Source organism: Brevibacillus halotolerans (assembly GCF_026891775.1).
GTDB classification, from domain to species: Bacteria; Bacillota; Bacilli; order Brevibacillales; family Brevibacillaceae; genus Brevibacillus_B; species Brevibacillus_B halotolerans.
In genome coordinates this window covers 1-13,959 of record NZ_JAPTNK010000005.1, presented here as the reverse complement: position 1 = coordinate 13,959, position 13,959 = coordinate 1, and the positions used below count along the sequence as shown (strand labels likewise).

General features: G+C 42.4%; 13 protein-coding genes. 3 read left to right on the top strand and 10 right to left on the bottom strand.

Features of this window, described 5'->3' with window-relative positions:
- Positions 1–13: 13 nt before the first annotated feature.
- The 9 genes from O0550_RS08645 to O0550_RS08605 form a co-directional block, all read right to left on the bottom strand.
- Positions 14–1,102, bottom strand: a complete 1,089-nt coding sequence (locus O0550_RS08645; protein ID WP_258426047.1) for a DUF871 domain-containing protein — start codon at positions 1,100–1,102, stop codon at positions 14–16.
- Between the two features lie 17 nt (positions 1,103–1,119).
- On the bottom strand, positions 1,120–1,467 hold the full coding sequence (locus O0550_RS08640; protein WP_003340064.1) for a PTS lactose/cellobiose transporter subunit IIA: 348 nt from the start codon (positions 1,465–1,467) through the stop codon (positions 1,120–1,122).
- A 37-nt stretch (positions 1,468–1,504) separates the two neighbouring features.
- Positions 1,505–2,659 carry an anhydro-N-acetylmuramic acid kinase AnmK gene (gene anmK, locus O0550_RS08635; protein ID WP_258426046.1) on the bottom strand — a complete coding sequence of 385 codons (1,155 nt, stop codon included), beginning with the start codon at positions 2,657–2,659 and terminating at the stop codon, positions 1,505–1,507.
- Positions 2,660–2,661: 2 nt separating this feature from the next.
- The gene (locus O0550_RS08630; RefSeq protein ID WP_003338741.1) at positions 2,662–3,993 is read right to left on the bottom strand and encodes a 6-phospho-beta-glucosidase; all 1,332 of its coding nucleotides are present in this window, start codon (positions 3,991–3,993) and stop codon (positions 2,662–2,664) included.
- A gap of 77 nt (positions 3,994–4,070) precedes the next feature.
- Positions 4,071–4,358: a hypothetical protein gene (locus tag O0550_RS08625; RefSeq protein WP_050816477.1), complete on the bottom strand. Its 288-nt coding sequence runs from the start codon at positions 4,356–4,358 to the stop codon at positions 4,071–4,073.
- A 170-nt stretch (positions 4,359–4,528) separates the two neighbouring features.
- Complete coding sequence (locus tag O0550_RS08620; protein ID WP_003340071.1) at positions 4,529–5,806, bottom strand: PTS sugar transporter subunit IIC; 1,278 nt, start codon at positions 5,804–5,806, stop codon at positions 4,529–4,531.
- 63 nt (positions 5,807–5,869) lie between these two features.
- Entirely contained in the window at positions 5,870–6,175 is a 306-nt protein-coding gene (locus tag O0550_RS08615; RefSeq protein WP_003338738.1) for a PTS sugar transporter subunit IIB, read from the bottom strand.
- A 229-nt stretch (positions 6,176–6,404) separates the two neighbouring features.
- Complete coding sequence (murQ, locus tag O0550_RS08610) at positions 6,405–7,304, bottom strand: N-acetylmuramic acid 6-phosphate etherase (protein WP_258420087.1); 900 nt, start codon at positions 7,302–7,304, stop codon at positions 6,405–6,407.
- A 173-nt stretch (positions 7,305–7,477) separates the two neighbouring features.
- A complete protein-coding gene (locus O0550_RS08605) occupies positions 7,478–8,329 on the bottom strand; it encodes a MurR/RpiR family transcriptional regulator (protein ID WP_003340077.1) in 852 nt (283 codons plus the stop codon).
- A 237-nt stretch (positions 8,330–8,566) separates the two neighbouring features.
- Between O0550_RS08605 and O0550_RS08600 the strand changes: the two genes are divergently transcribed.
- Positions 8,567–9,949 (top strand): peptidase, encoded by a 1,383-nt coding sequence (locus O0550_RS08600; RefSeq protein ID WP_258426045.1) that lies wholly within the window; start codon positions 8,567–8,569, stop codon positions 9,947–9,949.
- A gap of 105 nt (positions 9,950–10,054) precedes the next feature.
- Here O0550_RS08600 and O0550_RS08595 read toward each other — a convergent pair whose 3' ends face one another.
- Positions 10,055–11,056: a M23 family metallopeptidase gene (locus tag O0550_RS08595; protein WP_258426044.1), complete on the bottom strand. Its 1,002-nt coding sequence runs from the start codon at positions 11,054–11,056 to the stop codon at positions 10,055–10,057.
- A 227-nt stretch (positions 11,057–11,283) separates the two neighbouring features.
- Here O0550_RS08595 and O0550_RS08590 point away from each other — a divergent pair, with 227 nt between their 5' ends.
- Positions 11,284–12,009 carry a response regulator transcription factor gene (locus O0550_RS08590; RefSeq protein ID WP_003340083.1) on the top strand — a complete coding sequence of 242 codons (726 nt, stop codon included), beginning with the start codon at positions 11,284–11,286 and terminating at the stop codon, positions 12,007–12,009.
- Positions 12,006–13,829 carry a sensor histidine kinase gene (locus O0550_RS08585; RefSeq protein ID WP_258426043.1) on the top strand — a complete coding sequence of 608 codons (1,824 nt, stop codon included), beginning with the start codon at positions 12,006–12,008 and terminating at the stop codon, positions 13,827–13,829. Before O0550_RS08590 ends, O0550_RS08585 begins: the two co-directional genes overlap by 4 nt.
- Positions 13,830–13,959 lie beyond the last annotated feature (130 nt).

Genomic DNA, 13,959 nt, shown 5'->3' with positions numbered 1-13,959 from the left:
TCACTCACCTTACTTACGCTTTTTCAACAAACGCAAATTTTCCCCATGGCTGTAATTGATCCAATAAGAAAATTTCTTCTTCCGCAATACGACCAACCACATTGGTCTTCCCTGAATTCTCCATATCCTGCAAAGCTAGTTGCAATTCTCCTTTGTACTGCCCATATAGATTGTTTTCAATTAAAATATCTCCACGGCGGATATGCGGTGTATTGGATGGCGGAAAATCCTCCTGCTTGTATTTCACGCGAGATTGTGTGGAACGAATTAGGTAATCGGACACGTCTCCGCGATAGAAATGTGGCTCTTCTACTACAATCTTTTTCTCAAGAGGCGTAATGCTGTCATGCAACTGGACCCTAAATGTTAATTTATGAGGATTCACTTCGCTTACTTCACGTAGCTCTAATTCTGACGCATAAGCATTTGCGATAATGATATCGTCAATCAGCCCCATTGAATACAGGTGCTTTACCTGTGTAGCGATAGGAAGCGTACGGTGCATTTCCAGTGAGCAAAGCCCCTCAGTGACTGGCCATGGACCAAATGTAGCTGCCATCGAGGTAACAAACGCTGCTGTTCGAATTCCTTTTTCTTTAAATTGGCGGCTACAAGCTTCAAAATGCTTCAATGACAAGCCTGAATAGCGATGCGGATAAAAATTATGTGAGCCAAGTATATGATCTACTTGAGGCTGGTACGTCATAATATTGTCAATATACTTTGTTCCGCTGCTCATATTTAATTCAATTTTTAACCCATACGGATTATAGGTCATCATCGCTTCCTCATGACCGGTAAATCCCATATCAAGACGAATGCCATAAGCCCCTAGACGATGGAAAAAGGATAGATCATCATAGGAAATGCCCAGTTTACCAAAAACACGCGGTGCTATATCCACGATGACTTGCATACCTAGGCTATTGGCAAAATCAATGGTTTCTTTAAATTCCTGCACAATTGTCTCAGCATCCCCTTCAACAGACAATAGGCAAGTAAAAATCCGTGTAAAGCCATATTGATGCGCTAATGCAATATACGCTTTGTCCTTCTCGACTGTACTATGCTCTGGGTAAATAGAGATACCTAGCTGATGCATATCAAACCCTCCTTTGTCTATTTTGAGGTTTCTGCTTTTATTTTTTGTAAAATACGAATCATATGCTCAATCAGCTTTTGCTCACTCATTGAGGTCATAAGATGGTCTTGTGCATGAATCATTAGCAGTGTTTTCTCCGCAGGGGTGCCGTTTAGTTCAGCTTGAATTAAATCCGTTTGTGTGTGGTGAGCAAGTGTCAATTCTTCCTGCGCCTGCTTCATCAGCTCAGCAGCTTTTTCAAAGTTATACTCTTCGGCTGCTGACAAGGCTTCAAAAGCAAGACCACGAGCATTTCCACTATGGACAATAATTTCAAAAATGACCGTTTCATTGTTATTGACTTCGTTGTTCGTTTCGTTTTGCATGCTGATCCACTCCCATTCATATCATGATTCCTCTTCTTTACACACCTCTAGGAGGATACGTTACATTCCCCAAAATAACAGGCTCCCGAGCTCCTGTAGCAGTTGGCACATTACTTGGCAGACGGTGCAACGTTTCATGGGCCAATAAAGCAAATGCAACTGCTTCCTTAGCTTCGGACGACAATCCGACATCTTCCTGTGTGATAACCCTGCATGTATTCCCCAACTGTTGTTGTAGCATAGAGAGTAGCGTCTTGTTATAGCTACCGCCACCCCCAATGATCACCTCATCCACCTGCAATGTGGGAAAAATATAATTTTTGTAATGATAAGCAATCGAGCAAGCTGTAAACATCGTCATGGTAGCAAGTAAATCGTATGGGGATAGATGAGTATTTTCACGTATGATTTTCTCAACAAACTGCTTACCAAATAGCTCCCTACCCGTGGATTTAGGCGGTTGTAGCTGCATATATTCGATGCTCATGCATTGTGTAAGCAAAGCCTCATCTACTACTCCTTGAGCCGCCCATTTTCCATCCTGATCATAAGCTGTATCGAATAGAACTCTGCACAGCTCGTCGATTATCATGTTACCAGGACCTGTATCAAAGGCATACACATCCTGTAACTGAGCGGCTTTAGGAATGACGGTTACATTGCCGATCCCACCAATGTTTTGCAACAGCCGTGACTTTTCCTGTTCTCGGTACATGATCAGCTCGGTGTAGGGAACCAGAGGAGCTCCCTGTCCTCCTGCAGCCATGTCCATGGTGCGAAAATTGGAAATGACCGTTGTGTTGGTACGATAGGCAATTACTGCTGGCTCCCCGATCTGCAAAGTGGATGCGACATACGCTCCCTCTGACTGAGGCTGATGATAAATCGTTTGACCATGAGAACCAATGACAGAAATATTGGCAAAATCAAGCTGATTTTGTTTACAAATGGCTTCTACAGCGTCAGCAAATAATTCTCCGAGTTTAAAGTTCAGGCTACAAATGACCTGTACGTTCGAGCGTTCAAGTGACAAGCTGTCCATAATTTCGTCGCGCACAGACTGAGGAAATGGAAGCGTCATAAAATCAAGTAGCTTAACCTGTGAATCATAGCCCATTCCCTGAATATCGACCAGTGCTACATCAATGCCATCCAAAGAGGTACCTGACATAAGTCCGATTGCATAAGCCATAATTAAGCTTGCTCCTCTTTAAAAAATTGAGGCAGATAATCACGATGTGCCTCTAACAAATCATCCAACACAGCCTTAGCTTTTTCATCACTTGGCACTAAAGGATTAATCGTCAATGCCAGCAAGGCTTTCTCATAAGAACCAGTCACCGCCGCCTCTGCACCTACCCGCTCAAACGATTTGATCTGTTGAACAAGTCCATTAATAGCTGTAGGTAACTCGCCTACTGTGATTGGTTTTGGCCCTTCCTTCGTAACCATGCAATTTACTTCGATTGCTGAATCATGAGGAATCCCCTGAATGGTTCCATTGTTTCTAACATTTAAAGTCTGAATATCATTTGTTCCATTATACAGAGAGGAGATAAGACTACATGCGGCATCACTATAATACGCACCGCCGCGTTTTTCCAACTGTGGAGGTTTGATTTGTAGCTGTTCATCCCGGTATAGTTCAAAGAGATCGTCTTCCAATCGTTTTACCACCTCTGCTCGCGTGGTTCCTGATTCGAATGCTTTTAATTCCTCAGCTAAAATATCCTGTGTCTTATAGTAGTACCGATGATATGGGCATGGGATTACGCCTAATGCTTGCAGGAAAGTTGGCTCCCAAGGCATTGGAGCGATATTGCGCATAGATAATTGTTTCTCTGGGTCAGCCAGCATGTGCAGGACCTGCTTGGTTACATCCTCCCCATCAACTGTAGCGCGAAGTCCATATACAAGATGGTTAAGTCCGGCAAAATCAATGTGAAGTCGTCCTACATCAATATCAAGCATCTTTGCTATCGTCATCTTTGTGGTAATCGGTACGTTACAAATGCCAATGACCTTAGAATGCTTACCATAACGCAATAGCGCTTCAGTTACCATGCCAGCCGGATTGGTAAAGTTAATCAGCCATGCATTCGGGCATAGCTCTTGCATATCCTCGGCAATTTGCAGCAGGACAGGTATCGTACGCAGTCCCTTAAATAATCCACCTGCTCCATTGGTTTCCTGACCAATCATTCCATGCATTAATGGAATCCGTTCATCCTTAATCCGCGCTTCCAATAATCCAACCCGCATTTGTGTCGTAACAAAATCGGCGTCCCGTAAAGCCTCCCTGCGATCCAATGTTAGATGAATCTCCATCGGTACACCCGCTTTTTTGACCATACGTTTAGCTAATTCACCAACAATGTGTAGCTTCTCTCGCCCTTCCTCGATATCTACCAGCCATAATTCACGGATTGGCATCTCATTGTATCTCTTAAGAAATCCTTCCACCAGCTCCGGAGTATAGCTAGAGCCTCCTCCGATCGTTACAATCTTAATCCCTTTTTTACTCATCTTGCTTTCTCCTCTCTGTCCCATTTCTCCTATACTTGTCCGCAGATTTCTAGTCTTTTGAGGAAATAATGGCAAGCTTAGTACAAGTACACGAGATAATAACTAGCCGCCGTACAAACCACTAATGAACCGATAATAAATGTGATAGCCTGCATATGATTTTTATATTTGCCTTCAAAGTAAAGCATAACGATACTGACGCCTGTGCCTCCAGCCAAGCTATTTACTAGAAATAGACTCGCTTGCTGGGATAGTCCCAACCACATCAGAAACGGGGTAAGCAGCAAATTTAAGCCCACCAAAAACGTAAAAAAGAAAAAAGCGCTTTTCCAACGAAATCGAATAAGCTTGTTGCTCTCCTCCATTGTCCATTCCTCCCCTCTATGCAAAACGACACTATCAGATAACAAGAACGTAATGTGAGTAGAATGCTACTCATCTACCATGTATGCTTCTTTAACAAAAGAGACGTGGACAAAGAATGCCATAAGCTCCCTTTGTTCCACGTCCCCCCTTTCTTTATCTTACATCATGTTTACATTGTCGCTGTTTCCTCAGCTTCTCTTTCTTGGTCCACTACTTTTTTGTCATACATTTTAAAGAATGGAATGTAGATCAGGAAGGAAATCAGGATATTGATTACGACCAGAATAATGGCTCTCCAATCCCCGCCCGTAGCCAGATACGCTCCAATCGGTGCTGGCAGTGTCCACGGTACCATAATGTAAGTCGGATTCACCAAGCCAAGCACAGTGGCATAATACGACAAGGAAGCCGTAATGACAGGAACGATAACGAAAGGTATAATCAGCACCGGATTTAACACAATCGGCATCCCGAAAATCACGGGTTCATTAATATTGAAGATCCCCGGTACAATGACAGTTTTTCCCAATGTCTTGTGATAGTTTGATTTGGCAAATAACAGCATGCATAGGACAAGACCAAGAGTCGCACCTGATCCTCCAACCCAAACAAACCATTGGAAGAATGTTTCAGGTGCCACATGTGGAATCGCTTGACCAGCGGCTACTGCCTCCGCATTTTTAGCCAAATACACTTCCCATAGTGGACGGGCAATCGTACCTACAATGGAAACCCCATGGATACCAAATGCCCAGAAGAACGTAATTAAAATAACCGGAATTAGTATACCAGGCAGGCTATCTCCTGCTTTTACTAACGGTGCAATAATTTTATCAACAAGTCCATGTAAATCAATTTTAAAGACAACCGTAATGATTGTCATGATCAGAAGCACGATTGCTACCGGGATCAATGCTTCAAAGGAACGCAGCAGGGAAGGCGGCACCTGATCTGGAAGCTTGATCATCAAATTGCGCTGTTTACAAAAGCGCAATACCTCTACAGCAAAAATAGAAGCAAGCATCGCTACGAACAAGCCGTGTCCACCTAGATTGGTCATTGGAAGAACAAAGCCTGCTCCATCCATCACTTTAGGTGCAATCGTCATGAGAAATGCCATGATTGCTAATTGTGAACCTGCCAAAGGATCAAGATTGTAGCTCTTCGCCAGATTATGGCCTATCCCAAAGGAAATGTAGAGTGACATGATAAACATCGTCATTCGGTATGGAATAAGAATTTGACCCGCATTTTCCTTTGCCCACATTGTGATTGCCCAATCTTGGGGCAACGGTGGGAAAGCAATAATTAAGAAGAAACTTCCTACGATAATAAACGGTAAAGCGGAGATAACCCCGTCGCGGATTGCACGTAAATGTCGTTGTTCAGCGATACGAGCAATAGGACCTGACAAGTGTTTATCTAGAAATTGTACAAAAGCGTCCATGTCTTACTTCCCCCTTTACGCCCTGCGGACATCCTCTTTACAAGAAATGTTCTAGGTGTCTGATTACTTTGCTACTTCCTGTACTTTTTTAAATAAGGTTGCTCCACCAAGTGGTGTGTAGCCCTGAGGTGGAATCAGTTCGCACGGCACTCCTGCTGCATCCGCTTCTTGTTTTAACTGTTCAAAACGATGACGTACCTGAGGAGCTACCATGGCTACATTCCAGCCATTTTTCACTTCCTCAGCAAATTCTTGTGTACTGACAGCCTTCACTTCCATTTCGACCCCATGCTTATCTGCTTCTTTTTTTAGAGCGTTTACCACAATAGCACTGGACATCCCTGCGGAACATACGAATAATACCTTCATTACGATTCCTCCTTTTGCATGTATGAAAGTTTTTTGTAACCTTTACTAAAATAAAGCACTAGCTTTCAAGAGCGGGGGAAGCCCTTGGACATCAGCAGGTAGGTTTTATACAAGCATGATGAACGAAATGCTTTTCGATACCTGCTTTGTACCTGCCTTTAGTGTTACACCCCACTATGCATGTTGTCGAATCTATTTGTTTATAATGGTTGTATTTTTACTTGCGACACTATTCTGATGATTGTTGGAGGGCGTGCTGAACAAATCCTTCATACTTTTGCAAACGCTCCAGCGCCTCTTCATATTCACATGCAGCTAATATCATCACGATTGCTGCTTTTACATTCTTGTTAGCCTTTTCATAGAATTCAGTAGCTTGCTCGTAGCTAACCTCTGTTGCTTGCATAATAATTCGCTTGGAACGCTCCACTAGCTTTAGATTAGTTGGCTGAACATCTACCATCAGGTTTTTATACACTTTGCCAACGCCAATCATCGAGCAGGTGGAGATCATATTTAATACTAGCTTCTGTGCTGTTCCCGCCTTTAATCGAGTGGAGCCCGTCAAAATTTCAGGACCTGGAACTACCTCGATAGCTACATGAGCAAATCGACTAATCTCCGCACCCTTATTACAAGCAAGGCTGGCTGTGCTGGCTCCTACACTGCTCGCATACTGGAGAGCGCCGATAACATAAGGTGTACGTCCGCTGGCTGCAATCCCGATAACGGTGTCTTTGTCTGTTAGTCCAATGGCTTGCAGGTCACTTTTAGCAAGCTCAGCATTATCCTCGGCACCTTCCACCGCAACGACAAAAGCCTCTTTTCCCCCAGCAATCAATCCTTGTACCATCTCAAAATCAGTACCAAAAGTAGGAGGGCATTCCACTGCATCCAGGATTCCTAATCGTCCGCTGGTACCGGCCCCTATATAAATAAGTCTTCCGCCTTGTTTAAAAGAGCGAATCACTAGCTGAATGGCTCTTTCAATCTGCTCCAGCTCAGCAGCAATGGCACGTGGTACCTTTTGATCTTCCTCATTCATGATTTGCAACACGTTTAGGATCGTCATCTGGTCCAAATTCATCGTTCTATCATTACGTGTCTCTGTTACCAATTTCTCCAGCATGCGCTCACCTTCTGCTCCTATTTTGTTTCCGCTTTCATTTTACCACTTTGAAATAAAACGTCAATTATTTTATTTATTTTATGAATCAACATTTCAATGCACAATAAAAAAATAGGTAGTAAGAGAGCAAGGATGCAGCATAAAGGCAAGCATCCGCGCACCTATCTCCTTTCCTACCTGCTAGACCTTAATACCTCTTCACGAATTTCATTAAAGTTCTCAATAACCGTTTCCCCTATTCGATTAAACACACTTACATATAAGGCATCCACAATCGTTAAGTGCATAATTCTGGAAGCAAAACTACCTACACGAAAATCCTGCTCAATATTTGGCGTACACAGCTTAATGTCAGCTTCTTTATACAAAGGAGATTTCGTTAAATTGGTAATAGCGATAACCGTCACCTGCTTCTTTTTAGCGAAACGTACGATTTCCAGCACCTCTTTGGTATTCCCGCTTACAGAAATAGCGATCAGTACCCCTCCTTTTTTCATATTGGACACCACAGGAAGCATCATATGAAAATCGGTGGTCATCTCGGAGTAATAGCCAATTTTTCTAAATTTATGACAACCATCCAAGGACACTACCGAGGAGCCACCTACACCGTAAAAGATGACACTCTTCGTCTGTAAAATAGCCTCTACCGCTTTTTCTAATTCCCGTCTGTCAAGAGAAGTGGATATTTCCTCAATAGCAGTCTTATTGTGATACTGGACTTTTTGAAATAATTCATAGGGCTCGTCCTGCTTTTTAATGATGGAGAAGTCGCTCATATTCATATCTGAGCGAGTTAAATCTCGAACTAGCGCCAGCTTAAACGCCTGAAAACTACTCATCCCAATTGATTTACAAAACCGAACGACACTAGCTTCGCTTGCGCCTGATTGCTTGGAAATTTGTTTTGTTGTCATGGTTGGAATTAATTCGGCATGATTCACAATATAGCTTGCTACTTTTCTCTCTGCCTGCGTAAAGCTATTTAATTGGCTTTCAATCTTGCTTATAATCATGGAATGCATCTCATTCGCCTCCGTTCTTCTCTAGTTTTACCACATCTTACCTAGTTTGTAATAGTAGAAACCCGTAAGATTTTCGTTTTTCGCACATCACATAAAATCTCTTCGAAGAAATCACCATTAAATTTTTATCTTACATTCAAAAAATTGTAAGAAATAATATATGGAATAATATTACATTTATTGATAATATAGTATTCAAGTTATTAATTTCATCACAAAGGGAGGCTTATTATTCAAATGGTGAAAAAAGTGTTATTATCTGTTGCTCTCCTCTTTACAACCGCTTTTAGTAGTAGTGTAGGCTTTGCCAAGGAAGTCATTGAAGAGAAAAAGCCGGACAAGCCCCAGATTAAAGAAGTAGAGTTAGGCTCAGAAAAGCTAGGAAAACCTTTAGGAGAAAAGCTAGTTGTTGAGGAGGGGGCAGAAAAGCTACTTGATCCTGAAGAAAAAACAGTGGACATTGATGATTCTCTCTCTGCCCCCAAAAAGAAAAAATCCGCTACTGCCGAAGCTGAGGCAGAAAATACGGACGCAAATAATGCTAAGCCAATGACCATCGACTCTATTCACTCTGGCACCATCAATAAGGAAGGCGAGATCAGATGGTATGCCTTCTATAATACTAAGCCTGGAAAATTAACCGTCTTCCTTCAAACAGTTCGCTCCACTGACGTGAATTATGATCTGCATCTCTTTAAATTAAATGAGGAAACGATGAAGCTTGAAGAAGAATTAATCTCCTCCTATCAAGCGGGAAAAAACGAACAGGTTGCCCGCATCGCCCCTGAAGGTTATTACTACATAGCCGTAAATTCCGTTAAAGGCTTTGATACGGCTAATACCTTTGCTCTCGTAGTCAAGCACTCCACTACCTACGACAAATCTGAACCCGATGACAATGCATGGCTCGCTCAGGAAAAGGATTCCACCACCTTTACCAATACCCAAACGATTGATAATCCATTCGATGAAGATTGGAGTTATTTCCACGTACTAGAACCAAAATCAATCTCTGTCACCCTAGACAACCAGATCTCAGGTACCGTTTATCGCGCAGATATATTAGATGCAGCAGCAAATGTACTCCTGAGCCTCGATCAAAACAAGCAGTATCTCGTCAATTTCCCTAAAGGTGACTACTTTATTCGCGTTCTCTCTTCATCAGGCTATAGTGATTCTCAGACCTATACGTTAAGTGTTAAAGACCAATCAGTAGCGAGCTCTGTAGTAATCAACAACATTAACTCAGATGGAGGTGTGGAAGGCTTAGTCGATTATTCTCAGGGGAAAAAATGGAGAATTAAAAATAATATTACCGTTCATGGAAAAGCATACGATGCCAATGGCTACCCGGCTTATAATGTTCCCATTACGGTGTATGTCGTGACACGTCTTAATAATACGGTCTATTCAGGCACAGGAACAGCCGATGCCAATGGAAACTTTAGTATCGCCGTAAACGGAATTGGCCCGGCTATCGGTCAGAACACCCACTACCTCTACTCGTTTATACACTATTATGATGTGATTCCGCTTGTAGTGGCTAGTGGATCAACCAAGCTAACTTCTAATGTAGACAGTGTCTATCACTTCGCTTACTCGATTTATAATAGAAGCTAATTCTCCTAGCTATGTAGATAAAAAACGTAGCAAGAAGCTATATACTTATGCTTCTTGCTACGTTTTCCTTCTGTCTTACAATCAACGTTACTACTTCGTTAACATCTACGAGCCTTTTTTCATGTATTCGCCGCGAATCGGATTCGCATTCCCTTCCCACTTAATTCGAATGGACTTATTATTCATAACCTCAGGTGAGTTAGAAACTTGAAAATGAATATGTGCTTCACTAGAATTACCTGAATTTCCGCACAATCCAATGATCTCGCCTCGTTTCACCTTATCTCCTACTTTTACTTTAAGAGAGCCTGTTTTTAAATGTGCAGTGACACTATACTCGCCATTTCCATGGTCTATAATCACATGGTTACCAAGCAGTTCTGTTTTATTCGTTGTGCCAACGGGTACGTTATCAGGGATTTTATTTTCCACCTTCACTACCTTGCCATCCGCCGCAGCACTCACCTCCTGCCCGTAAGCATAGTAGCTTTCATTCTTAGACGGGTCACCCTGATAGGTCTTTTTATCCTTCATGATAACCAAATCGTAAGCATAACGCTGATTTTCTTGCTCATAATGGTAGTTAAATAATTCGTTTGTCCCTCCCCAAAAGACAAACCAATCCTGTTTGACAGGAGGAGTGAAGACATTTTTTGTAAAGGCCTGATCCGTTTGTGGAAAAGCCTTTAGTGGCATAATTTTTAGTCCATTAATTTTTTGTTGCTGGTTAAATATAGCACTTAATCCCTTTGTGCCACTTTGATCCAGCCATAGATATTGCTGATAACCATTTCCTATTGGTACATCAGCCTGTAACGTATAGCCTGTTATTCCCTCCTGAAAAGGATGGGCGAGTTGCTTCAATTCCTCTGAGCTTACTTGCTGCTGAAATTCCTTGGTCATTTGTGCATGGATTCGTTCATACTCCTCGTGTAAAAATACTTCACCGAATTGCTTCGGCTCGATCGGCTGCATGATGCTTCCCGTCTCCTTTTTTTGCACTACTTCTGTTTTCTCAGGCTGATAAACCACCGGCTTCCCGCAAGCAGTGAGACTGACTCCCAGCGCAGCTACTAAAAGGATAGGTGGGTAAATAGATCGTTTCATAAATAGACCCCTCTCGAAATTTTCTTTTTTAACCTTATCAGAAGAACATTACCCCTCTCGAAACTCTTCCTTACGAGTAGCTTACTTTGTACGCTTGTCCTCTTCCTGTTCTTCTTTATTCGTTAAGACTGAGTTAAGATCGGGTGTCTAAAATCCCGAGAAAACCATGGTATGATAAACCCTAGAAGCAGTCCGAAGAGGATCTATACATAAAGGAGGAATGGTGCATGCTTCATGCACAACTTTTGGTGGTGGACGATGAGCTAGCCATCGGTAAAATGCTAAGAACCGTTCTTTCTAAAGAAGGATTTGAGCATGTGGATGTGGCAATCTCAGCCGAAGATGCCTTGAATGCCTGTCAGAATAAAACCTATGATCTTATCCTATTGGACGTCATGCTGCCTGGAAAAAGCGGCGTAGAGATATGTCCATTACTGCGAGTGTATACCAATGCTCCCATTCTGTTTGTAACGGCGAAAAATACCGATTTAGACAAATTATCCGGCTTTGCGGTGGGTGCAGACGATTACATTACCAAGCCCTTTCATCCCTTAGAGGTGGTAGCCCGTATAAAAGCCCATCTACGTCGTTACCTACAATCAACGGAACGCGAACCCCTAGCAGTAAATCCGACCACCGTCTATGATTTTGGCCACTTTCTACTAGATGAACAAGCTGGGGAAGTGAGGGTCGCTAATAAGGTTGTCGATTTCCCCGCTCAGGTTTATCAGCTCTTGCTATTTTTATGCCAGAATCCGAATCGGATTTTTAGTAAGCAACAGCTTTACGAGCATGTCTGGGGGCACAATTCCTTTTCTGATGACAATACAGTAATGGTGCATATTCATCGGATTCGTGAGCGAATTGAACCAATACCAAGTAATCCAATCTATCTAGTTACAATTAGAGGACTTGGTTACAAGCTACTCCAGCGTGGAGCTAAACCAGTATGAATATGAAAAATCGTCTCATTCTTCAATTTATTTCCTTATTATTGGTCGCCTCCCTCATCTCGATTGTCTTCGTCACGGTGGCTTTTTCATTTATGAACGCTAAAATCAATGAGCTAGAGATGAGCCGGGATTTTACTCGTGCAGGTTTATCCAATTTAGTAACCACCCTACGCTTAGAGAACGGAAATATTATTTTTGATCCCGACATGCTTGCTCAGGTGAAAAAGTCGGGAGGCTGGCTGCAAACCATTGACGAAAATGGAATGGTGACCTCTAGCTATTTGACCCCTCCTGATGTGCCGAATCACTATAGGCCTGGGGAAATTCATGCCATTTGGAACGGGGAAAAGCAGTTTCCATACTCTCTGTACATCTGGATCGAGCCGAAAGATGGCGTAACCTACACACTGTTATATGGGGTTACATATAAGGAGGCAGAGCTGCTGAAACAAATTAGCAAAGCTGCAACCCTGCAATCAGAAAGTGTAGCTATTCCCGCCTCCTTGGAGCAGAAACTGCTTCAAAGCAATATGTGGCTTCAACTCCTTGATGCAAACGGAACAGAAATAGCTTCCTTATTGAAACCACCTAATGCCCTGAACCACTATTCTGTACAAGAATTAACGCTGAGGATACAGTATCCAGCACGCTATCAAGAGCGTCTTTTTACCTCCTATGATGATCAAACAAAACAAACCTGGATTCTCCATGCACCTGCCACTGCTTCGGGTACTACTACAAGCTTGTTTTCTCTTTCCTCCGAAGGTCAGATTGCTGGGGTCACCATCATTGTCCTACTGATTGCTATTATTACGGTATTTTTATTATTATCTCTTTGGTACGGACATCGGTTTGGCACGCCAATGCTACACTTATTAGAATGGCTGAATCAGATTGCAAAAGGAACCTATAAGGAGCCCCAAGACAGAAATGGTCTACCTAAAAGTCTCACTAAGTCCGGTCACTATAAACGCAACTATCGCATTTATCAGGAAGTTATGTTCTCCATGCATCATCTCGTGGCATGCTTACAACGTAACAACGAAATCCGAAATCAATTAGAAAAAACTCGCGAGGAATGGATAGCCGGAGTCTCGCATGATTTAAAGACTCCTCTTTCCTCCATACTGGGTTATTCCAAAATGCTGGAGAATAAAAACTATGAATGGACACCGGAGGAAATTCGTGACTTCGGCTCAACTATGAGCGAAAAATCTGCTTACATGGATGCCCTGATAAATGATTTGAGCATGACCTACCGTTTAAAAAACGGAGCTTATTCGCTTACTTTTACCTCTCAGGATATTAATGAGCTTGTTCGGCGTTCTATTATTTCCTTTTTGAATCATCCTCAATTTCAGGAGGCCGCCCTTACCTTTCGTCCGGCTTTACCAACGATTCATTATCCTGTAGACTCGTACGCCTTTCAGCGTATGGTTGATAATGTGATTGCAAATGCCATCCTGCATAATCCTGTCGGTACACCTATAGAGATTTGCTTACTAGCTTGTGAAACGGATGATCCAAATGTAGAGGTAGAGGGCTTCACGTTAACAATTCGCGATGGTGGTACAGGAATGAATCCCGAGGTTGCCCACCAATTATTCGAACGCTACTATCGGGGAACCAATACAGACCGTCTGACTCAAGGAACTGGATTAGGTATGGCTATTGCCAAAGAATTAGCATTGGCACATGGAGGAGAAATTCAAGTGGCAAGTGAGCTTGGGAAGGGAACATCTATTGCGTTTACATTTCAAAAAGAGAAGGATTTATTGCCTTCTTATCATCTAAAAAACCTCTTCACTCACAGTAATTAATACGGGGACTGACCCCATAACGTGAGACAAATCAAAACACCTTCAAGAGAATGCAACCATGTCGTAAGATATGGAAGTAACCTGGAGGTGTTTTTTCTTTGGCAACGAGAGTGAGTTACCCTATGGAAAT